Consider the following 21,226-nt stretch of genomic DNA (forward strand, 5'->3'; position numbering starts at 1 on the left):
GCCGGGCCCATCGCGATCGCCGTGCGACCGAACGGGAATGAAGCGGTCATGGCGCCGATCTCAACTCCCCTTCCCCCTGACGGCCTTCTCGTGTACCAGCCGCTCCGACGGCGGCACTGCGCCCAGTGCCGGAGCGGGCCGTTGCCCTTGCTGGTACTGGAGGATGGTGCACCGCGGTGTCTGGACTGTGCGGACCTCGCTCATCTGGTGTTCCTGCCGCGGGGTGACACCGCGCTGACCCGGCGGTCACAGCAGGCGAGTGCGTTGTCGGCGGTGGTGGTGCGGTTCAACCGGCGCCGCGGCCGGTACGAGCGGCAGGGGGTGCTCGTCGAGGAGGTGGCGTTCGCGCGGGCCGAGCAGCAGTGCGTGGCGGACGCGGAGGCGCGGCGCAGGCGCCGGATGCGGGACGCGCGGCGGCGGGCGGCGGAGGACGTGCGGTTCATGGAGGCTTTCGCACGAGAGATCCGTCGGCTGTTCCCCGGGTGCCCGTCCGAGCGGGCGTGGGCGATCGCGGCACATGCGTCGGTGCGCGGAAGCGGGCGGGTCGGGCGCAGTGCCGCAGGCCGGGCGCTGTCGCCCGAGGCGGTGACAGGGGCGGTACGGGCGTCCGTACGGCACACGGAGACGCCATACGACCAGTTGCTGATGGAGGGGACGCCTCGGCCGGAGGCGAGACGGCTCATCACGGAGGGCCTGGAGACCGTATTGCGGGAGTGGAGGTTCCCAGAGGTGGCATGAGCCCTGGCCGCTCGCGCCGAGGCGGGAGACTCCGGGTCGGCCGCACCGGAGCCGAACGCACCCGCTGAAACAGCGGGGTGGATGCGATCCCGCAATCTCGGCCGCTCACGGGGCTTGTGGCGACACGCTGGGCTGGAAAGGATCACAGAGTTCGAAAGATCGATGCGGGGGGTTGACATGATCGATGGGCCGTACTTCGCGCTGACCATGCTGGGGGCGCTCGGGACCGGGCTGATGGCGGGGGTGTTCTGCGGGTTCTCGACGTTCGTGATGAAGGGGCTCGGTTCGTTACCGCCGGCCCAGGCGGTAGCTGCGATGAACGCGATCAACCGAGCGGCGACCACACCGGCGTTCATGATCGTGTTTCTGGGGTCGGCGTTGCTGTGCGCCGTGCTGGCCGTGGTGACGTTCGTGCTGTGGCCCGAGGAGGCCACGGTGGAGCTGCTCGTGGGGAGCGCCCTGTATCTGATAGGCGCCTTCGGAGTCACGGCCATGGCGAACGTACCCCGCAATGCCTCGCTGCTGAAGATGGACCCCGATTCCCAGGAGGCAGCCGTGTACTGGCGCACGTACCTGAGCGAGTGGACGAGGTGGAACCACGTCCGCATGGTCGCGTCGGCCGGCGCGACGCTGTCCTACGTCCTCGCCCTCACCTGAGAGCACCCGTCACGAAGGCCTCGTCACCGGGGAGCGGGCGGTGCTGTGGCGTCGTATTGTGGCACGCAAAGACCGCGTACGCGTACGCAGGGGGAAGGCCATGGCCGATCCCAAGGGGTTTCTGACCACACCACGTGAGGAATGGCCCCGTCGGCCCGTCGAGGAGCGGGTGCATGACTGGAGCGAGGTGTACGTTCCGGGTGCGCTGCTGCCGATCATCAGCCGCCAGGCAAACCGGTGCATGGACTGCGGGATCCCCTTCTGCCACGACGCCTGCCCGCTCGGGAACCTGATCCCCGACTGGAACGGTCTCGTCTCGCGCGAGGACTGGCGGGCGGCGAGCGACCGGCTGCACGCCACGAACAACTTCCCGGAGTTCACGGGGCGGTTGTGTCCTGCTCCGTGCGAGGCGGGGTGCGTGCTCGCCATCAACCAACCGGCGGTCACCATCAAGAACGTGGAGGTCGCGATCGCGGACCGGGCCTGGGAGGAGGGGTTCGCACCGCCGCGCGCGCCGGAGCGGCTGTCGGGACGGACCGTCGCCGTCATCGGGTCAGGGCCGGCTGGGCTCGCAGCCGCCCAGCAGCTCACCCGCGCCGGGCACACGGTGGCCGTGTACGAGCGTGCGGACCGGATCGGGGGGCTGCTGCGCTATGGGATACCGGCGTTCAAGATGGAGAAGCGGCATCTCGACCGGCGGCTGCAGCAGATGCGCGCCGAGGGGACGAGGTTCCACACGTCGACGACCATAGGGAGGGACGTCGGAGCCGAGGAGCTGCGGGCGCGGTACGACGCCGTGGTGATCGCGACGGGCGCCACGACCTGGCGTGAACTGGACGTTCCTGGACGTGAGTTGGCCGGGATTCAGCAGGCGATGGAGTATCTGCCGCTGGCCGACCGGGTGTGCGAGGGGGACCTGGACGTCTCCCCGTTGTCGGCGGCCGGCAAGCACGTCGTGATCGTGGGAGGCGGGGACACCGGCGCGGACTGTCTGGGGACCGCGGTGCGGGAGGGCGCCGCGTCCGTGACCCAGCTCGACATCTACCCTCAGCCGGAGGCGGAGCGGGACGAGCACTGCGAACCCTGGCCGACGTACCCGAAGGTTTACCGGCTCTCGGCCGCGCACGAGGAGGCGCGCGATCTGCGGACGGCACCCGCGGCAGACGCGGACGCGCGGCTCTTCGCGGCGTCCACACTCCGCTTCACGGGAGATACGGACGGGCATGTGCGGGCACTGCATCTGGTCGAGGTGGACGAGCGGCGCCGGCCACTGCCGGGCTCCGGGCGAACGCTGCCCGCCGATCTCGTGCTGCTCGCGCTCGGGTTCTCCGGGCCCGACCGCACGGACGGCCTGATCGACCAGCTCGGGCTCGCGCTCGACACGCGCGGAACGATCGCGCGGGACGAGAACTTCACGACGAACGTCCCCGGTGTGTTCGCCGCAGGGGACGCGGCGCGCGGACAGTCGCTGATCGTCTGGGCGATCGCGGAGGGCCGGGCCGTGGCGGCTGCGGTGGACCATCGGCTGACAGGTGGTGCATCGCGCCTGCCGGCACCGATTGGGCCGTACGACCGGCCGATGAAGGCGTAGCGCGGGGCCGCGGCCGGTCATCGGAGGACCGGGGTCGCCGCCGCATCGGCGCCCCGCGCACACCTCCTTCAAACGCCTCCCTCGGGCGCCCCCGCGCGCACATGCTCACCGAGACGCAGGTCGCCTCCCTGTGACGGGGTCCTGCGCGAAATCCTGCCCGGTCATGAGGAGCTCCGTATGTCTCTGGGTAAGTCGGTGATCAACTGCACGCCACGGCATGAGTGCGGATAACAATGTCGTTGAGCAGCAAGAGCGTTACGAGAGCAGGAAGTCGGCCTCCCCCGCCTTGGCCCCCTGGATGAACGCGGTCATCTCGTCGGAGGTGTAGATCAGCGCGGGCCCGTCCGGGTCGGTGGACTGGCGGACAGCTATCCGGCCGTCGGCGAGCTTCATCGCCTCCAGGCAGTTGCCGCCGTTGCCTCCGCTCCACGGCTTGTGCCAGCCCTCGCTGCCGAGTTCACGGGCGGGCATGCCGTTGTAGACGCGCTTGCGCGACGTGATGCGATCCATTCACAGCTCCTTGCGGAGATCCTCCAGGATCTCCTTCGTGCGTTGTGCCGTAGCGGCCTGAGCCGCCATGCGGTCCATGACCTCGAGGTGGGTCGCCACCTCGGTGCGCGCGTCCAGATAGACGGCGCCGGTCAGGTACTCGCTGTAGACCATGTCCGGAAGTTCTGACATGGCAAATCGAAACAGCACGAAAGGCCCGTAGGTGCCCGGATGCGGACCCGAGGAGAACTCGAGCACCTGCAGCGTCACGTGGGGCAGCTTCGTGACCTCCAGCAGTTTTTCGACCTGGGCGCGCATGACCTGCGGGCCGACGACCGGTCGGCGCAGCGCGGTCTCGTCCATCACCGCCCAGATGCGGGGCGCGTCCTCCCGTGTGAGCAGTTCCTGGCGCTGCATGCGCAGCGCCACATGGCGCTCGATGTCCTCGGGCCTGGTCTGCCCGACGGCACCCGACTTCAGGACACCCCGGGCATATTCGTCGGTCTGCATGATGCCGGGCACGAAGTGGGGCTCGTACTGGCGGATGAGCGCAGCGGCGCCTTCCAGACTGACGTACATCGAGAACCAGCCCGGCAGGATGTCGTGGAACCGCTGCCACCAACCCGGCTTGTTGGCCTCCTCGGCCAGTTGAACGAAGGCCTCGGCCTCGCTCTCCCCCACCCCGTACGACTTCAGCAGCAGTTGGAGGTACGGGATCTTCAGGGCGACCTCGGCCATCTCCATACGGCGTACGGTGGCGGGGGCGACACGCAGGACACGTGCAGCCTCCTCACGCTTGAGACCCGCACGTTCGCGCAGGTCCAGCAGGCGTCGACCGAGAACGACCTGGCCGACCGTCGGTGCCGACCGCGGCTCACTCATCCCGTGCCCCCTCCCATCCTCCGGTGCCCTGACCTTCCTCCGGCACCCTGACCGCCCAGGCGACGCCGTTCGAAACCTTTCCGCACCGTTCAGCGCCCGTGTTCGAATTCGACCGGCAGCCTCCCGACACGGCCCCGGACTCGAGGTTCGTGCGTCAGATCCCAACTGGTGGCGCCTGACGTGCTGTTGCGAGCAGTGTGCCACGCCGGTTCTCGAAGTCACACTGCACTCTGCAATTTTCAGAGTGACTCTTGCCAAGTGTTCACGCCGGGGCGATAGTGGCAAGCGTGATTCCGTCCGCGCCGTTAGGAACAGATGTCGCCGCAGACCGGTTCGACCCGGGTGGCGCCGCGGGGCTGTGCCCCGGCACCACCGAGCGTCGATTCCGCTTCGAGCTGGCCGCACACCCGCACTCCGTCGCACGGGCCCGGCAGCTGACCCGCGCCCGGCTGACCAGGTGGGCGGTGGGCGAGGACACGTGCGACACGGCAGCCCTGGTCGTGTCCGAACTGGTCACCAACGCGATCGTGCACACCGCCGGTGAGTTCGTCGTCTGCGAGCTGCACGACGAGGACGACCTGGTGCGCATCGCCGTACGTGACGAGGGATGCTCTCCAGGGGAGCCGCACCCGGCTCCGCAGCGGCCCGAGGAGGAGCACGGGAGGGGATTGCTTCTCGTCGCGGCCATGTCCCGGGCCTGGGGGGCCCAGGAGGCCGGGCCCGGGCTGCTCGTCTGGGCCGAGCTGGCACGGACGGCCGAACAGCGGGCAACCGGCGAGTACTCCCTCCCGGCGCAGCCCTCCCGGGACCTGTCGTGTTCCGGCGACAGGTCCCGGGCCACCGAGAACACCACGCCACGCTCCGACCTCGGCTGGAGCGCGAAGAAGCCGCCGGCGGGCGATGAGGCACGCTGCGATCTCGGCTGGAGCGCGAGGAAGCCCCCGGCGGACGACCGGGGCGCCGGGGCGGAGGCGTCCTGGGAGACGGGGACCGAATGGGTGTGAGGAATGTGCGGGCCGCGACCCTGCCCCTGGACTCGCTGGTCCGCCTCGATCGGGCCCGTCGGGCCCCCGGACCGGGGTCCAGGCGGCTCTCCCTGCCCGAGGGCATGACGGTTCCGCTCGGCTGCGACGCGGTGATCGTGCCCGCCGACTACGGGCCGATGCTGCTGCCCCGGCTCCCGCGGGTCGGGTGTGTGTACGCCGACCGGGCCGAGTGGTGGTGGATCGTGCCGTCCGACTCGGACGTCGCGCTCGACTGGCCCGAGCCCGCGCGGTACGCAAAGGGCGCCCTCGTCACGGACTCACCGACCGTTCCCGGGCTCATCCACCGACCGCACGACACCGTGCCGTACACCCCGCCGATCCCGCTCTATCTCGCCCTGTGCCGCCTCACGGGCACACCGCCGACGTGGTCGCGTCCGCTCAGCGCCTGACCGGGACAGCATGAGCAGTACACGGGCCGAACAGGAGCGGGCCCGAGGGCGTAGCCGGCCCCCGGGCCCAGTGATGCCGCCTCTGTGCACACGCCGGCACGGTTGAGGACCCAGGTCAGTCGTTATGTCGCCGCGTCCTGCCTTTGGACCATCGCGCATCGAGCTGCGCGAGCTGGACTTGAACCAGCATCTCGACGTACCAGAGCCTGGGCCCGGTCGATCCGGCGATCGGCGGCGAATGCTGAGTCTGGAGCGAGAGTCTGAGATTGATCGCGGTCTGCCTCTGCCGAATTGGGCTACCACGGCCGGAAGTTGAGCCGTGGGGAGGATTCGAACCTCCGCTGGAACCGCGCCGTCACGACAAGCTTCAGCTTCAGCTTGCGCTCCTCGCGCACCCCGGCCGTCGTTCGCGGCCGGGGAGTTCTTGAGGCTACCCGAACAGGTAGCCGAACACAGCTTCTCCGACCCGCTGGTCGACGACGTCCACGCCGTTCGCCTCCTCACGGGCGAACTTGACGGCCTGCTGTAGCTTCTCGACGCGGTCGAGAAGCTCGTTCACGCGCCGCGCGGGCAGGGCGCCTGAGAACTTCACCGTCGTCCAGTACCCGACGGGCACGTCCTCGTAGTACACCTCGACCTGAGCCGGGTGCTTGTCAGTCGCCTCGGCCTTCACATGGTTGCGGGGCACCTTCTTCGTGCGCAGCGTCCGAACCGGCTCGGTCTTCCACGCGTCGGTAGACGGGTCCTGCACCCAGGACTCGGAAGCGTCGAGGACTGGCAGCTTGCGGATGAAGGCGTTGAGATCGACGAGCTGCTTCTCCAGGAAGAGCAGATACGCCACGGGGACGTCGGCGATGAGCACGCGCCCGTCCGCCTTCACGTCCGCCTTGGCGGTGCAGTTGGCCCAGTCCTTCGTGGCGGTCACGTCGAACAGCTTGGTGAGCGTCGCCGCGGTCTGCCGCAGCACGTCCTCGGCCTGTACCTGGACCCGCGTGGACTCGGGCGGCAGCTGCTCGCCCTCCTCGTCCTTCGGCTGGTACGAACGCGAGATCCCGGCGAGCAACGCGGGCTTCTGCAAGCCGTGGTGAACGGCCGTCAGGTCCTGATGGGACTTGGACTTGATGCCCTTCTCGACTGCGATGATCTGATTGAGTTTCGCCACGCCGCAGACCGTAGCAGCGGGGATGCCAGGATTTCGAAGGATTATCGGCCTAGAGGCTGTCCCGTCGTGGAGGAGAGGACGTCCGCGAAGAGCATCTCCGCCGACACGAGAGCCCGCTCGAGCACGTCGGGGCTGGCCGTCAGCCCCGCCACGATCCCGTCGACACCCCGCAGTCCCGCTCGCTCCAGCAGCCGCTTCTCATTGGTCACCCACTCTCCGCGCGCGGCCAGCACCGCGTGGGCGGTGTGCACGGCGGCGGTGGCAAGGGCGCCGGCGACCTCGGTGAGGCGGCGCTTCGGGGCATGGTTGGCCTTCGCGTACCCGAGCGTGGCGCCGACCGTGCCGTACCAGCGTTCAGCGGCGGAGGCGCGCAGTTTGTCGGGATACGCCTGCGGGCGCGGGAGTGCGCCCCGCAGCACGCGGTTGACGGCGAGTTCCGCCACCACCAGGTACGTGGGAATACCGGCCAGATGGAAGAGCAGCGGCTCCACCTGGAAACGGCCTTCCTCCACCTCCGCCAACTGATGCTCGACGACGTCGAGATCACGGTAGTGGACGTCCACGCGGCGGCCCTCGACGGTCAACCAGGCGCCGCCGTTGAAGACTCCGCCGCCCCAGCCGCCGATCTCGGAGACCTCGCCGGGCCAGCCGACGGCCCGCAGGTCGGCGGGGTCGAAGTCCGGGCCCCGGTAGTAGACGGCCAGGTCCCAGTCGCTGTCCGGGCCATGCGTGCCCTCGGCCCGGGAGCCGCCGAGAGCTACGGCGCGGACGCCGGGAAGGGCGGCGAGGCGGTCCGCGATGTCGGCCAGGAACCTCTCGTCGTCGGTGCTCACCTGTCCGTGTCCCCGAAGGTCAAGTCGCCCACCGTGTGGGCCTGGACGGCCGTGGAGTGCTGCACACCGCGGCTGGCGACCTTCGTGACGGCCGCTTCGGTCCCGGCGCGGTAACCGGACACCATCCACGTCACGGGGGCGGTCGCTCCCGCCACCGCCGGCTCCGTCAGCTCATCCACCGGACCCCCCTTCGTCGTGACTATGAATGCCTACCGTACGTCGCCCAGGTCCCGGGCGAGTCGTCCCGTGCAAGGCGAGTCGAATTCAGGTGCGGGCGCCGTCCCGAACATGCAGGATCGACGGGCTGCCCTTCGGCCAGCGCACGCTCGGCCGAGATCGAATGTCGTTCCCGGAGGCACACGATGCTCAAGCGCGTCACGGTTCCTAGTCTCTTCCCGCCGCCCCGCTATGCGCATGCCTCCGTCGTGGAGGCGGGGACCCAGCTCGCTTTCCTCGCCGGGTCCGTTCCCCTCGACGCCGACGGAAAGCTCGTCGGCGCGGGCGATCCGGTGCGGCAGGCCCGGCAGGTGCTCGACAACCTCGGCGAGCAGTTGCGTGCGATCGGCAGCGACATGGCGCATGTCGTGTCGACGGACGTGTACGTGGTGAGCGACGAGCCCACGATGCTCTCGGCGGTCTGGGACGCCGTCGAAGCCTCGGGGCTCAGCACCGGGCCGCACTCCTCGACGCTCATCGGCGTGGCCTGCCTCGGCTACACCGGGCAACTCGTGGAGATCACCGCGACGGCGGTCATTCCCGCGGACACCGACCTCGAATAGGCGCGGCACCGGACTGCGGGGTGCCGGGTGGACGCCCCGCAGTCGGCGCGGAAAAGCCGTCGGATCGGCCCGGCTCAGGGGGCTAAGGTCGGAGCATGGCTATCGAAGGTGCGGACGGCAGGGCGGACGGGTCCGAGCAGACCCGTGCGGCCGCGCCGGGCCGGGAATCCGGGGCGCTCCGGGACCATGAGGCGGACGGGGGGCGATCCGACCCACAGGGCTCCACCGAGTCGGCGGTGGTCGACGCGCGGACCGCCGCCGCTGTGGCGGCCGCCGAGGCGGCCGGACCGTCGAACGGCGAGAGCGTGCGCATCGACAGCTGGATCTGGTCCGTGCGGCTCGTGAAGACCCGCTCGGCCGGCGCCACCGCCTGCCGGGGCGGGCATGTGCGGCTGAACGGCGAGCGCGTGAAGCCCGCGCACTCCGTGCGCGTGGGCGACGAGGTGCGTCTGCGGCATGAGGGCCGGGAGCGGATCGTCGTCGTCAAGCGTCTGATCCGCAAGCGGGTGGGTGCCCCGGTGGCCGTCCAGTGCTACATCGACAACAGTCCGCCCCCGCCGCCCCGCGAGGCGATCGCACCGGCGGGCATCCGCGACCGTGGCACGGGCCGCCCGACCAAACGCGACCGCCGCGATATGGAACGTCTTCGCGGCCTGGGCGCGCCCCCGGGCGCCGGCTCCACCGCCGAGGGCGGGTCTACGGGACGAGGCCGCTCCGGCGACCAGCGCCGACGCCATGACCGGAGCGACGACGGCGGGTTCTGAGCGCGGGGCCCCGGGGCCCGGCCTGCACCCCGCCCGGGAGGCCCCCCCAGAAGCCTTCGGGGCGGCGGGTGCGGGCGGAGGCGGTCAGGCCCGGCCGCGTACCAGGCGCACCAGCTCCGCCACCCGGTTCCGGCGGGCCACGGCGATCAGGATCAACGGAACCATAAGGATCAGCGGCGTCGCGGCGTTCTCACCGTCGAAGGCGGTGAGCTGCACGATGAACGCGCCCACCATCAGCGCAGAAAGCGCCACCGCCGCGACCGACGACAGCACCGGGATCAACAGAGCGATCGCACCCGCCAGTTCGAGCAAACCGATGGTGTACATCCCCCCGCTCCCCCAGCCCATCCTGTCGAAGGACTCGACGGCCGACGGGTGCGCGATCAGCTTGGGCAGCGCGCTCGCGCCCCCGAAGAAGAGCGCGAGCACGATCTGCACAGCACGCAGGGAGATCTCGGCACGCCGACTCCGGTGATGGCCTCGGCTCTCCGACGAGGCGGCGGGAACGGCAGGGGTGACGGGAGCGGTGCTCTCGGACATGGGACTCTCCTGTGAGAAGTGGTTCCACGGTGCTGTGCTGTCGCAGTGGTAGACCCGCCCGCGCCCCGCAACTCATCGCCGTCCGGCCGGATTTGGCACCGGACCGCCTCCCCCGATCACTTCGGCTGCTTCACCGGCACCGCCCTCACCCAGACCCCGTCCTCCGTCAGGTACCGGTCCACCTCCAGTTCGGCCTCTGTGAGCGCCTCCTCGAACTGCTCCCTGCTCAGCGGCCGGGACAGGAACGTCTGGGTCCAGGAGGCATCGGGGAACTCGTACTCCGCACGCACCGAGTTGACGCCGTCCCCCACCGGCTCCGCGGACACGATCCGTACCGTGAAGCCGCTCGGGTCGACCCGTTCGCGTGGCAAGTTCGTGTGATAGTCCTCCCCCTCGCGTTGGATCAGCACGCAGCCGCCGTCCGCCACATGCCGCGCGCACGCACGCAGCAAGCCTCGCCGCACCTCGATGTCTCCCGCGTGCACGAGGAACGACGCGAGCATCACCACATCGAACGTCTCACCCAGATCGATGTCCTCGATCGGGCCGCATATCGTGCGCGCCCCACGCACCCGCTCCAGCATCTCCGGCGACTCGTCCACGGCCGTGACCGTGAAGCCGCGCTCCAGCAGCGGGTGGGTCATCCGCCCGACTCCGCTGCCCAGTTCAAGGATGTGCGCGCCCGCAGGCACCGCCGCGGCGATGATGTCCGGCTCGTCCCCGACCGGCAGCCGCTCGTACAACTCGACCGCACAGCCGTCGGGCGTGATCGCGCCGGGACCCGTTCCCTCGTATCCCTCTCGCATGTTCGATCTCATGCCCGCACAACGGACAGGCCACGGCGCCCCGTTCCCACGCCGCCATCACTCGATAGGGTGAAACGTTCGAGGCTGGAACTCCCGCTCGACCGCGAGGCGGGCGCCGATCACAGCACGCACCTCTCGCGGCGCCGTAACCATGCGGGCCTGCCCGTAGGTGGTCCAGACCACCCTTGGGTTCCTCCAGCCGACTGGCGAGCCCCACGCCCACCACGGCGTCTTACGCGCGGATCCGGTTGCACTGCGTGTGGCCCTGCTGAATCCGGTCCTCGTCCGTGGTGAACCTGCGCCACGGAGGGTACCCCTCCAGTAGGAGCAATGAGGACGATGCGTACGGGCAGTGAACCGACGACAGCACGCAGTGCCCTGCGGTTGCGCCTCGGGCTGAGCGTGTGGGGTCTGGCCTGGGCGAGCTTCGGAACGGTGGCGTTCGCACTCATCGGGCAACCCGGCTGGGCGGCCGCGTGCGGCGTCCTGTGGCTGATCGTCACCGCGGACATGGTCATGATCGTGCGACACATCCGCCAGGGACCTCACTGGCAGCCGGGCCGCGACGTCCCGCCGTACCCGCCCCCGGAGCACCGCCGCCAGCGGTAAAGGTCGCTCCCGATAACGATCGGCGGCCTCTGGACACGCGCCACCGCGTGGGCGCACGCCTACGCTTCGAAGCGCGCCGCCTTCAGGTACTCGGGGTTCGGATCCAGCGCGGCCGCCAGTCGGAAATGGCGTTTGGCCTGCTCCGGGCGCCCTTGGCGCTCGTAGGTGCGGGCCAACGCGAAGTGTGCGAACGCGTTGTCAGGTTCGCGTTCCAGCACGATACTGAACTCCAGCTCAGCGGGCCGTAGTTGTGCTGCGGCGAAGAAGGCACGCGCACGCAGCAACCGCGCGGCCGTGTTCTCGGGGTGCGCGGCTATCACACCGTCGAGCAACTTCACCGCGCCCCGTGGATCCCGCGCGGCGAGCAGTTGCTCCGCAGCGCGGAAGTCGATGACATGCGTCTCCGGAGTAGGTCCGGTCGGATCGCTGGTCTCGGGCACAGCAGAGTCCTTCCCTCACTGCCCGGGTTCAACGCCCTCGGCGGCAGTCGCTATTCCTGTGAGTGCCGCGCCCTGCGCCCGAGGTCTTCCCATACGTCCCTCACGCGCTGACGCAGCTTCTCCAGGGGGACCTCATTGTCGATGACGATGTCCGCGATCTCCAGGCGCTTGTCACGCGTCGCCTGGGCGCTCATGCGCGCGCGTGCCTCCTCCTCGGTCATGCCGCGCAGGCGGACGAGGCGGTCGAGCTGCGTGTCGGGGCCGACGTCGACGACGACCACGACGTCATAGAGCGGGGCGAGTCCGTTCTCGGCGAGGAGGGGGACGTCGTGGACGACCACGGCGTCCTCGCCCGCGGCGGTTTCGAGCGCACGGGAGCGGGCGCCCACCAGGGGGTGCACGATCGAGTTGAGGACGGCGAGCTTCTCCGGGTCGGCGAAGACGATGGAGCCCAGCTTGGGGCGGTCCAGGCTGCCGTCCGGCGCGAGGACGTCCTGCCCGAAGGCCTCGACGACCGCCGCGAGCCCCGGAGTTCCGGGCGCGACGACCTCACGCGCGATGCGGTCCGCGTCGATCAGCACCGCCCCGCACTCCACGAGCAGTCGCGAGACCTCACTCTTGCCGGCACCGATCCCGCCGGTCAGGCCCACGGACAGCATGACCGCGCCTCCACGTCACGAACCCCCGCCGAGCGGGGACAACTTGCCGATTCCGATACCGCTGATCAGGCCCACCGGCTCGCTCCCGCGTCAGCGGAATGTGGTGGCACGCGGTCACGGGCAGCCTATCGGATCAGCTGTCTCCTTCCCGTTCGGCCAGGAAGCGCTCGAACTCCTGTCCGATCTCGTCCGCGGACGGAATCTCGACGGGCTCGGCGAGCATGTTGCCGCGCGTCTCGGCACCCGCGGCAGCGTCGTACTGTTGCTCGAGTCCCTGCACGAGCGCGACCAGTTCCTCGTCGCCTTCCTGGATCTGCCGGTCGATCTCCGTCTGTGTACGGTACGCGTCTGTGCGCAGGGAGTGCGCGATGTCCGGCAGGACGAGTCCCGTCGCGGCGGTGATGGCCTCCAGGACGGTCAGCGCGGCATCCGGGTACGGGGAACGGGCGATGTAGTGCGGGACATGCGCGGCGACACCGAGGACGTCATGCCCGGACTCCAGGAGCCGGTACTCGACCAGCGACTCGGCGCTGCCGGGAACCTGTGCCTCTTCGAAGGGGCTGCGGTGGCCCGGCACGAGGTCGGTGCGGTTGCCGTGCGGGGTGAGGCCCACGGGCCGGGTGTGCGGCACACCCATGGGGATGCCGTGGAAGTTCACCGACAGTCGGACTCCGAGCCGCTCCACGATCTGCCTGACGGCCACGGCGAAGCGCTCCCACTCCACGTCCGGCTCGGGTCCGGACAGCAGCAGGAAGGGCGCCCCGGTAACGTCCTGGACAAGACGTACCTCGAGGCTGGGCACCTCGTAGTCGGTCCAGCGGTCGCGTTTGAAGGTGAGCAACGGGCGGCGGGCCCGGTAGTCCACGAGCTGGTCGTGGTCGAAACGCGCCACGACCTGGTGGGGCAGCGAGTCGAGGAGCCGGTCGACGATCTGGTCGCCGGTCTCGCCCGCGTCGATGTACCCGTCGAAGTGGTAGAGCATGACCAGTCCGGCCGACTCCTGGGCGAGCGCCATGTCGACGACTGCCAAGCCCTTCGGCTCCCATACGTACAAACCCTGCGGATCAAGCACTGTAGACCGCGCCTCCTCGTGTTCGTACTGCACAACATGGGCTGGGGCGCGGTCATTCCCGCCCCGTGCCGCGACACCACGCCGCTCAGCCGTGCCGCTCAACCGTCGTGAGCCTTGGGCCTTCGGAAGCATGCCCAGCCACGGTTACGGCACGTCAGTTGTGCGCGCACCTCCCACGTTTGCCTCTCCGTACACCACAGCGTCCGTCGCGGCGCGGCGGAGCAACCGGCGGGCAAGGAAAACGCGACTGTGGGCCCGCCCCCTTGAGGGGGCGGGCCCACAGTTATCGGCTAAGCCTCAGCGGCTGGAGCTCAGCTCTGGCCTCCGGCCAGCTTCTCGCGCAGGGCCGCCAGGGCCTCGTCCGAGGCGAGCGCACCGGAGGTGTCGCCGCCCTCGGAGGAGTACGAACCGCCACCGGCCGCGGCCGGAGCGGCAGCCTCGCCACCCTCGGCGGCCGCGGCGGCGTCCGCCTCGCGGGACTTGACGACCTGCTGCTGGTGCTGCTCGAAGCGGGTCTGCGCCTCGGCGTACTGGCGCTCCCACTCCTCGCGCTGCTTCTCGTAGCCCTCGAGCCAGTCGTTGGTCTCGGGGTCGAAGCCCTCGGGGTAGATGTAGTTGCCCTGGTCGTCGTAGGACGCGGCCATGCCGTACAGGGTCGGGTCGAACTCGACCGCCATCGGGTCGGCACCGAAGGACTCGTTGGCCTGCTTGAGGGACAGCGAGATCCGGCGACGCTCGAGGTCGATGTCGATGACCTTGACGAAGATCTCGTCGTTGACCTGGACGACCTGCTCCGGGATCTCCACGTGGCGCTCGGCCAGCTCGGAGATGTGGACCAGACCCTCGATGCCCTCGTCCACGCGGACGAACGCACCGAACGGAACCAGCTTCGTGACCTTGCCGGGCACGACCTGGCCGATCTGGTGGGTGCGGGCGAACTGCTGCCACGGGTCTTCCTGGGTCGCCTTCAGCGACAGGGAGACACGCTCACGGTCCATGTCGACGTCGAGGACCTCGACGGTGACCTCCTGGCCGACCTCGACAACCTCGGACGGGTGGTCGATGTGCTTCCAGGACAGCTCGGAGACGTGGACCAGACCGTCGACGCCACCCAGGTCCACGAAGGCACCGAAGTTGACGATCGAGGAGACCACACCGGAGCGGACCTGACCCTTCTGCAGGGTCGTGAGGAACGTCTGGCGGACCTCGGACTGGGTCTGCTCCAGCCAGGCACGGCGGGACAGGACCACGTTGTTGCGGTTCTTGTCCAGCTCGATGATCTTGGCCTCGAGCTCCTTGCCGACGTACGGCTGGAGGTCGCGGACACGGCGCATCTCGACCAGGGAGGCCGGGAGGAAGCCACGGAGGCCGATGTCGAGGATGAGGCCACCCTTGACGACCTCGATGACGGTACCGGTGACGATGCCGTCCTCTTCCTTGATCTTCTCGATCGTGCCCCAGGCACGCTCGTACTGGGCGCGCTTCTTCGAGAGGATCAGGCGGCCTTCCTTGTCCTCCTTCTGGAGGACCAGGGCCTCGATCTCGTCACCGACGGCGACGACCTCGTTCGGGTCGACGTCGTGCTTGATCGAGAGCTCGCGGCTCGGGATGACACCTTCGGTCTTGTAACCGATGTCGAGCAGGACCTCGTCCCGGTCGACCTTCACGATGACGCCGTCGACGATGTCGCCGTCGTTGAAGTACTTGATCGTCTCGTCGATCGCGGCGAGGAAGGCTTCCTCGTTACCGATGTCGTTGACCGCTACCTGCGGGGTGGTGGCGGTGGTCTCGGTGCTGCTCGTCATGTGGGAAAGGGCTCCGGTACGGACATTGAAGTCGTAGGCACTGCTTACGCCGGGAGCCCGTTTCGCTCTGCAGAAGCCGGACAGCCAAGGAAGCGCCACACAAAACCGTGTGGTGCCTCGACAACCGAGGGGACATACATACAGATGCGAGCGCAGCCTGCTACGTCTGAGGTGCGCAGGCTCGCAGCGCAACTTGTAGCATACGGGGGCAGCCGGACAGGGTCAATGCGCGAAGCGCGCACCCGGGGCATATCGCCGCATATCCGGCACTGAGCCCGTGTGGCGCCTGCCGCCGATCGGATGACACGACAGGCCACACAGTCCTGGAAACAGCCGCTTCCGAGACACCGCCGAGACGGTTGGACGGAAGAGTACGACGAGGGAGCCGATCATCCAAGAGCCCGAACCGTTCGAGCCTGAAGCCACCCGACGCGACGCGGGCGGCGCGGAGAGTTCCCGTGCCAACCGGGGGTGGTGGGACCGGAACGCGGACGAGTACCAGACCGAGCACGGCGCGTTCCTCGGCGACGACCGCTTCGTATGGGGTCCCGAGGGGCTCGACGAGGTGGAGGCGAAGCTGCTCGGCCCGACGGAGGACCTCAAGGGCCGGGACGTCCTGGAGATCGGCGCCGGCGCGGCGCAGTGCTCGCGCTGGCTGGCCGCCCAGGGCGCGTGGCCGGTGGCCCTGGACCTCTCCCACCGCCAGCTCCAGCATGCCCTCCGCATCGGCGGGGCCTTCCCCCTCGTCCAGGCCGACGCGGGTGCCCTGCCCTTCCGGGACGCCTCGTTCGACCTGGCGTGCTCCGCGTACGGAGCGCTGCCGTTCGTCGCCGATCCGGTCCTGGTCCTGCGCGAGGTGCACCGGGTACTGCGTCCCGGCGGCCGCTTCGTCTTCTCGGTGACACACCCCGTCCGCTGGGCGTTCCCGGACGAACCGGGGCCCGAGGGCCTTTCGGTGGCGGCCTCGTACTTCGACCGCACGCCGTACGTCGAGCAGGACGAGCGGGGCCGGGCGGTGTACGTCGAGCACCACCGGACACTCGGCGATCGCGTCCGGGACATCGTGGTGTCCGGCTTCCGGCTCGTCGATCTGGTCGAGCCGGAGTGGCCCGCCTGGAACACCTCGGAGTGGGGTGGGTGGTCGCCGCTGCGCGGCGGCCTGATCCCGGGGACGGCGGTCTTCGTGTGCGAGCGGGACTGAGGCGACCGGATGCCGAGCCGCCGGGACGCGGCCGTGGGCGCCGCCCGGACGGCTGACTGGAACACTGGTGCGGTGATCCGCCACGACGCCCTCGACCGCCTTCCCGTCCGTTCCGCCGTCCCCGCTCTTCAGGGCGCGCTGGACGAGCACGGTGTCGCGGTGCTGTGCGCGCCGCCCGGCACCGGCAAGACGACGCTGGTGCCACTGGTCCTCGCGGGGCTCGTCGGCGGCGGCCCCGCACGCCGGGTACTCGTCGCCGAGCCGCGGCGTATCGCGGCACGGGCCGCGGCACGGCGGATGGCGTGGCTGCTCGGGCAGAGGCCCGGCGAGAGCGTCGGGTACACGGTGCGGGGAGAGCGCGTGGTGGGGCGCCACGCGCGCGTGGAGGTCGTCACGACCGGTGTGCTGCTCCAGCGACTGCAGCGGGACCAGGAGTTGGCGGGCGTCGACGTGGTCGTGCTCGACGAGTGCCACGAGCGGCATCTGGACGCCGACACGGTCGCTGCGTTCCTGCTGGATGTCAGGGACGCCCTACGGCCCGGGCTGCGGCTGGTGGCCGCCTCCGCGACGACGGACGCGGAGGGCTGGGCCCGGCTGCTGGGTGGGGCGCCGGTCGTCGAGGCGCAGGGCGTGTCGTATCCCGTCGAGGTGGTGTGGGCGCCTCCGGCGCGTCCCGTACGGCCGCCGCACGGGATGCGCGTGGACCCGGCGCTGCTGACGCACGTGGCGTCGGTGGTGCGACGGGCGCTCGTGGAGTGCGCGGGGGACGTGCTGTGTTTCCTGCCCGGCGTGGGGGAGATCGCGCGGGTGGCGGGACAGCTCGGGGATCTCGGCGACACCGAGGTGCTCCGGGTGCACGGGCGGGCGCCCGCGGCCGTGCAGGACGCGGTGCTGTCGGCCGGTACCGGGAGGCGGGTGGTGCTGGCGACGGCCGTGGCGGAGTCGTCGCTGACCGTGCCGGGGGTGCGGGTGGTCGTCGACTCAGGGCTGGCGCGGGAGCCGCGGGTGGACCACGCGCGCGGGCTGAGCGCGCTGACGACGGTTCGGGCCTCGCAGGCGGCAGGGCGGCAGCGCGCGGGCCGGGCGGGGCGCGAGGCGCCGGGCCGGGTCTACCGCTGTTGGTCGGAGGCGGAGGACTCGCGGTTGCCCCGTTTCCCGCCGCCGGAGATCAGGCTCGCCGATCTGACGGCCTTCGCGTTGCAGGCGGCGTGCTGGGGAGACCCGGACGCGTCCGGACTCGCGCTCCTCGACGCGCCGCCGGGCGGGGCGATGACGGCGGCACGGTCGGTGCTGGCGGCGATCGGCGCGGTGGACCCCGCTGGACGGGCCACGCCGCGGGGTGTGGAGATGTCGCGGCTGGGTCTGCATCCGCGGCTGGCACGGGCGCTGCTGGACGCCGCCCCTGAGATCGGCACGGGCCTGGCCGCCGAGGTGGTCGCCCTGCTGAGCGAGGAGCTGCCGCGCGAGTACGGCGACGACCTGACGGCGGCGTGGCGGGCGGCCCGGCGTGGAGGAGACGCCTACGCAGGGCGCTGGCGGGATGAGGTGCGTCGGCTGCGTGCGTCGGTGGGCGGTACTTCCCAGGAGCCTTCGCAGGATGCTTCCCGTGGGGGTGTGGCCGGGGCCCGGGACGATCAGGCGGTCGGCCTGGTTGCCGCCCTCGCCTTCCCCGAGCGGCTCGCACGGGCCGACGGCGGTTCGTATCTCATGGTGAACGGCACCCGTGCCGAACTGGGGAACGGATCGGAGCTGCGCGGCGCCCCGTGGCTCGCCGTCGCTGTCGCCGACCGGCCCGTCGGCGCGGGGCACGCGCGTGTGGGGCTCGCCGCGGCGGTCCACGAGGACGTGGCGCGGCGGGCTGCCGGGGCGCTGCACGCCGGGGGCGACGAGGTCCAGTGGGCCGACGGGGACGTGGTGGCCCGGAGCGTCGAACGACTCGGCGCCGTCGAGCTGACGGTGCGGCCCTTGCGGGACCCGGCCCCCGCGCTCGTACGGGGAGCCCTGCTGGAAGGGCTGCGGGACGAGGGGTTCGGTCTGTTGCGGTGGTCCCCGGAGGCCCGCGTCCTGCGGCAGCGGCTCGTCTTTCTGCGGCTGCACCTGGGTGAACCCTGGCCGGACGTCCGCGACGACGCGCTCCACGCGCGCGTGGACGAGTGGCTTGAGCCCGAGCTGAGCCGTGCCCGGCGGCGCGCCGACCTCGCGCGGATCGACGCGGGTCAGGCCCTCGCCCGGCTGCTGCCCTGGTCCACCGGAGAGGCCGCGCGCCTCGACGAGCTGGCCCCCGAGCGGATCACCGTACCGAGCGGGTCCAGGGTGCGGATCGACTATGTGGATCCCGAGCGACCCGTCCTCGCCGTCAAGCTGCAGGAGATGTTCGGACTTCAGGAGTCGCCTTCGATCGCGGGTGTGCCCGTCCTCGTGCATCTGCTCTCCCCGGCGGGGCGGCCCGCTGCCGTCACCGCCGATCTCGCCTCCTTCTGGGGGGAGGGCTACAAGGCGGTACGGGCCGAGTTGCGGGGCCGCTACCCCAAGCACCCCTGGCCCGAGGACCCGGCCGGCGCGGAACCGACCCGGCACACCAAGGCGCGACTCGGGCGTTGACCGGCTCGCGTTTCACAGCCGCGGCGGGATCGGTCGCGGCGGCGATCGAGGTCGCGCTCCCGGCTTTCAGGTGGAATTGACACGGTGTCAGGTTCGCTGTCGTTGTTGCGGCGGACGCGCGAGACGAGAACCCGCAGCACGCAAGGCGGCGCCCCTGCACGAGAGGAGGGGCGCCGCAGCGGTACGCGGAACTACGAGGTTGCCTCGGCGACCTTCAGTTCGACCGTCACGGTCTTGCCGCCCGCGATGTCGATGCGGAGCAAGAACGTGCCGGTCGTGTCGTCGGCGTACAGCTTCGGAAGCTTGAGCAGGCCCTTCGCGTCGGTCTTCAGGCCCGTGAGGGTGCGTACCGCCTTGCCGCCCGCGTCCTTGAAGAAGGGACCCTTGTCGTTCTGGGTCGGGTCGGCGGAGGACTTGACGAGGGTCGCGGTGGCCGCGACACCGTCCGCGGCGGCGCCCTTGTACGTGGCCTTCACGGCGACCTCGTCGGCGAACTCTCCGCCCGGAGTGCAGGTCAGTTCGGTGTCGCCGGTGGGGGCGAGGGCGTCAGCCTGCCGTTCGGTGACGGTGGCCGTGTAGTCGAGGCCGGTGACCGTGCGGCCCACGACGAGGGCGCGGACCGTGAAGGTACCGGTCTTCTCGCCGGCCACGAGCGCGGGCGCGGTGGCCTTGCCCAAGCTGTCGGTGGCGACGACCGCGAAGGTCTCACCGCCGGTGAACGTGGCGTCCGTGTCGCCGGTGATCACGAACCGGACGCGGACCTTCGGTACGGCCTTGCCCGCCTTGGTCACGGCCTTGACCACGACCTTCTCCTCGAACGTGTCGCCGGCCATGGCCGACAGCCCGCCGGTGCCGCCGTCCGCCAGGTGGTCCACGGTGTCGGTCGGAGTGGGGGCGGGAGTCGGAGTAGGCGTGGAAGGTGGCGTCGGCGTGGAAGGTGGCGTCGGCGTGGGGTCGGCCGGCTTGGACGGAGCCGGGCTGGGGCTGGTGGAGCCGCCGCCGCTGGGCTTGTTGGTGCTGGGCTTGTGGGTGCTGGGCTTGTGGGTGCTGGGCTTCGAGGTCTTCGCCGGCTTGCGGGCGGGGCTCGTGCCGGAGTGGTCGTCACTGCGGTGCGAGGGCAGCGTGCCTGTGCCGTCCGGGATGGAGTGGGTGCCCTTGCGGTAGTACTCGTACCAGGACAGGACGGTGTTCAGGTAGTCCCGCGAGTTGTTGTAGCTCAGGATCGCCGCGTCCATGCCCGCCTGGACCGTCATGTCGCGGTCCGCACGGCAGAGGTAGTGGCCGGCGGCGAGGGCGGCGTCGTAGATGTTGTTGGGGTCCTTGACGCCGTCGCCGTTTCCGTCACGGCCCGCCCAGTCCCAGGTGGTGGAGAGGAACTGCATGGGGCCGATGGCTCGGGCGTAGGTGCCGTCGGGGTTCAGGATCCGCGCGAAACCGCTGCTGCCGTCGAGTTCGGGGCCGAGGATCGGCGAGAGTGTCCTGCCGTTGGCGTCGACCCGGCCGCCACGGGCGTGGCCGGACTCCACCTTGCCGATCGCGGCGAGCAGTTGCCAGGGCAGGTTGCAGCCCGGCTTGGACGTCCGGAGTTCGGCCTCCGCCTTCTTGTAGGCGTCGAGGACTGTGGCCGGTATGCCGGCCTCGGAGCCGCCGGTGGAGCCGGAGCCGCCGGTGGGACCGGTGCTCGGCCCGGGCGACTCGGTGGGGCTGTTGAGCGGCGGCAGGTCGGTGTAGTAGCGGCTGTTGCCGGTGGCCGTGCCGCCGTCGTCGCCCGCGTCGGGGGGCATCTGCGCGCCGCTGGTCAGTCTGCCCTGGTCGTCGGTGGTCACTCCCGAAGCCTGGGACGCGGTCAGAGCCGCGACCGCGACCGCGGCCACGGCTGTGGTCGCCGCTCCCCTGCGCAGTCTCCTGCCGAAATGCGCCGCCATTGAGTGAACCCCTCCCGTCGACGACCATGCCTGTGCTGTTGTGATGGTGCATGGTGCGGCCACGCCCCGACGACGTGGCAACCAACTGACCCTACGACAACTCCCATCGCTCGGGCACCCGTTGATGCCCGAAGTTTCCCCTTTGGTCATGCGTGCTGCGACCGGCGCGCGGGACGGCCGGACACATACCCTTTCACGCGTCCCTCATACGGGACACCTGTGATCGCGATGTGGTTGC

22 protein-coding genes are annotated in these 21,226 nt (G+C 70.4%); 10 read left to right on the plus strand and 12 right to left on the minus strand.

All coding sequences use genetic code 11. From position 1 onward, the window contains the following. Positions 1 to 48: 48 nt before the first annotated feature. From ACWDEX_RS15295 to ACWDEX_RS15305, 3 genes are all read left to right on the plus strand, one after another. The gene (locus tag ACWDEX_RS15295; protein WP_450463814.1) at positions 49 to 738 is read left to right on the plus strand and encodes a DUF2293 domain-containing protein; all 690 of its coding nucleotides are present in this window, start codon (positions 49 to 51) and stop codon (positions 736 to 738) included. Between the two features lie 177 nt (positions 739 to 915). After that, positions 916 to 1,395: an anthrone oxygenase family protein gene (locus tag ACWDEX_RS15300; RefSeq protein ID WP_450463815.1), complete on the plus strand. Its 480-nt coding sequence runs from the start codon at positions 916 to 918 to the stop codon at positions 1,393 to 1,395. A gap of 100 nt (positions 1,396 to 1,495) precedes the next feature. Next, positions 1,496 to 2,986: a glutamate synthase subunit beta gene (locus ACWDEX_RS15305; protein WP_450463816.1), complete on the plus strand. Its 1,491-nt coding sequence runs from the start codon at positions 1,496 to 1,498 to the stop codon at positions 2,984 to 2,986. Between the two features lie 255 nt (positions 2,987 to 3,241). On the opposite strand, the gene ACWDEX_RS15310 is transcribed toward ACWDEX_RS15305, so the two are convergent. Then, positions 3,242 to 3,496, minus strand: a complete 255-nt coding sequence (locus ACWDEX_RS15310; protein ID WP_252421863.1) for a DUF397 domain-containing protein — start codon at positions 3,494 to 3,496, stop codon at positions 3,242 to 3,244. Continuing rightward, complete coding sequence (locus ACWDEX_RS15315; RefSeq protein ID WP_450463817.1) at positions 3,497 to 4,357, minus strand: helix-turn-helix domain-containing protein; 861 nt, start codon at positions 4,355 to 4,357, stop codon at positions 3,497 to 3,499. It abuts the gene before it with no gap. Positions 4,358 to 4,635: 278 nt separating this feature from the next. Between ACWDEX_RS15315 and ACWDEX_RS15320 the strand changes: the two genes are divergently transcribed. Together ACWDEX_RS15320 and ACWDEX_RS15325 are read left to right on the plus strand one after the other, a co-directional pair. Beyond that, a complete protein-coding gene (locus ACWDEX_RS15320; RefSeq protein WP_450463818.1) occupies positions 4,636 to 5,361 on the plus strand; it encodes an ATP-binding protein in 726 nt (241 codons plus the stop codon). After that, entirely contained in the window at positions 5,352 to 5,792 is a 441-nt protein-coding gene (locus ACWDEX_RS15325; protein WP_450463819.1) for a hypothetical protein, read from the plus strand. Before ACWDEX_RS15320 ends, ACWDEX_RS15325 begins: the two co-directional genes overlap by 10 nt. A gap of 430 nt (positions 5,793 to 6,222) precedes the next feature. On the opposite strand, the gene ACWDEX_RS15330 is transcribed toward ACWDEX_RS15325, so the two are convergent. From ACWDEX_RS15330 to ACWDEX_RS15340, 3 genes are read right to left on the minus strand one after another with little or no spacing between them, the layout of a single operon-like run. Beyond that, complete coding sequence (locus ACWDEX_RS15330; RefSeq protein WP_450463820.1) at positions 6,223 to 6,954, minus strand: DUF7873 family protein; 732 nt, start codon at positions 6,952 to 6,954, stop codon at positions 6,223 to 6,225. 41 nt (positions 6,955 to 6,995) lie between these two features. After that, positions 6,996 to 7,787: a nucleotidyltransferase domain-containing protein gene (locus ACWDEX_RS15335; RefSeq protein ID WP_450463821.1), complete on the minus strand. Its 792-nt coding sequence runs from the start codon at positions 7,785 to 7,787 to the stop codon at positions 6,996 to 6,998. Continuing rightward, positions 7,784 to 7,966, minus strand: a complete 183-nt coding sequence (locus tag ACWDEX_RS15340; protein WP_450463822.1) for a hypothetical protein — start codon at positions 7,964 to 7,966, stop codon at positions 7,784 to 7,786. The genes ACWDEX_RS15335 and ACWDEX_RS15340 overlap by 4 nt, the downstream gene beginning before the upstream one ends. A gap of 183 nt (positions 7,967 to 8,149) precedes the next feature. Between ACWDEX_RS15340 and ACWDEX_RS15345 the strand changes: the two genes are divergently transcribed. Together ACWDEX_RS15345 and ACWDEX_RS15350 are read left to right on the plus strand one after the other, a co-directional pair. Then, a complete protein-coding gene (locus ACWDEX_RS15345) occupies positions 8,150 to 8,566 on the plus strand; it encodes a RidA family protein (protein ID WP_450463823.1) in 417 nt (138 codons plus the stop codon). A gap of 95 nt (positions 8,567 to 8,661) precedes the next feature. Next, the gene (locus ACWDEX_RS15350; protein ID WP_450463824.1) at positions 8,662 to 9,330 is read left to right on the plus strand and encodes an RNA-binding S4 domain-containing protein; all 669 of its coding nucleotides are present in this window, start codon (positions 8,662 to 8,664) and stop codon (positions 9,328 to 9,330) included. Positions 9,331 to 9,414: 84 nt separating this feature from the next. On the opposite strand, the gene ACWDEX_RS15355 is transcribed toward ACWDEX_RS15350, so the two are convergent. Next, entirely contained in the window at positions 9,415 to 9,870 is a 456-nt protein-coding gene (locus tag ACWDEX_RS15355; protein WP_450463825.1) for a DoxX family protein, read from the minus strand. A 116-nt stretch (positions 9,871 to 9,986) separates the two neighbouring features. Beyond that, a complete protein-coding gene (locus ACWDEX_RS15360) occupies positions 9,987 to 10,676 on the minus strand; it encodes a class I SAM-dependent methyltransferase (RefSeq protein WP_450463827.1) in 690 nt (229 codons plus the stop codon). A gap of 330 nt (positions 10,677 to 11,006) precedes the next feature. Here ACWDEX_RS15360 and ACWDEX_RS15365 point away from each other — a divergent pair, with 330 nt between their 5' ends. After that, positions 11,007 to 11,285 (plus strand): DUF6343 family protein, encoded by a 279-nt coding sequence (locus ACWDEX_RS15365; RefSeq protein ID WP_450463828.1) that lies wholly within the window; start codon positions 11,007 to 11,009, stop codon positions 11,283 to 11,285. Between the two features lie 59 nt (positions 11,286 to 11,344). Here ACWDEX_RS15365 and ACWDEX_RS15370 read toward each other — a convergent pair whose 3' ends face one another. The 4 genes from ACWDEX_RS15370 to rpsA form a co-directional block, all read right to left on the minus strand. Further along, positions 11,345 to 11,725: a tetratricopeptide repeat protein gene (locus tag ACWDEX_RS15370; protein ID WP_450463829.1), complete on the minus strand. Its 381-nt coding sequence runs from the start codon at positions 11,723 to 11,725 to the stop codon at positions 11,345 to 11,347. 50 nt (positions 11,726 to 11,775) lie between these two features. After that, positions 11,776 to 12,384 carry a dephospho-CoA kinase gene (gene coaE / locus ACWDEX_RS15375; protein ID WP_450463830.1) on the minus strand — a complete coding sequence of 203 codons (609 nt, stop codon included), beginning with the start codon at positions 12,382 to 12,384 and terminating at the stop codon, positions 11,776 to 11,778. Positions 12,385 to 12,517: 133 nt separating this feature from the next. After that, positions 12,518 to 13,456, minus strand: a complete 939-nt coding sequence (locus ACWDEX_RS15380; RefSeq protein WP_450463832.1) for a PAC2 family protein — start codon at positions 13,454 to 13,456, stop codon at positions 12,518 to 12,520. A 311-nt stretch (positions 13,457 to 13,767) separates the two neighbouring features. Then, positions 13,768 to 15,261, minus strand: a complete 1,494-nt coding sequence (gene rpsA / locus ACWDEX_RS15385; RefSeq protein ID WP_450463833.1) for a 30S ribosomal protein S1 — start codon at positions 15,259 to 15,261, stop codon at positions 13,768 to 13,770. A gap of 388 nt (positions 15,262 to 15,649) precedes the next feature. Between rpsA and ACWDEX_RS15390 the strand changes: the two genes are divergently transcribed. After that, positions 15,650 to 16,462, plus strand: coding sequence for a class I SAM-dependent methyltransferase (locus ACWDEX_RS15390; RefSeq protein ID WP_450463865.1), 813 nt, complete (start codon positions 15,650 to 15,652; stop codon positions 16,460 to 16,462). Positions 16,463 to 16,534: 72 nt separating this feature from the next. Then, positions 16,535 to 19,063, plus strand: coding sequence for an ATP-dependent helicase HrpB (gene hrpB / locus ACWDEX_RS15395; RefSeq protein ID WP_450463866.1), 2,529 nt, complete (start codon positions 16,535 to 16,537; stop codon positions 19,061 to 19,063). A gap of 191 nt (positions 19,064 to 19,254) precedes the next feature. Here hrpB and ACWDEX_RS15400 read toward each other — a convergent pair whose 3' ends face one another. Continuing rightward, entirely contained in the window at positions 19,255 to 20,988 is a 1,734-nt protein-coding gene (locus tag ACWDEX_RS15400; RefSeq protein ID WP_450463834.1) for a lytic transglycosylase domain-containing protein, read from the minus strand. Positions 20,989 to 21,226 lie beyond the last annotated feature (238 nt).

It is taken from the genome of Streptomyces sp. NPDC001020 (assembly GCF_053599115.1).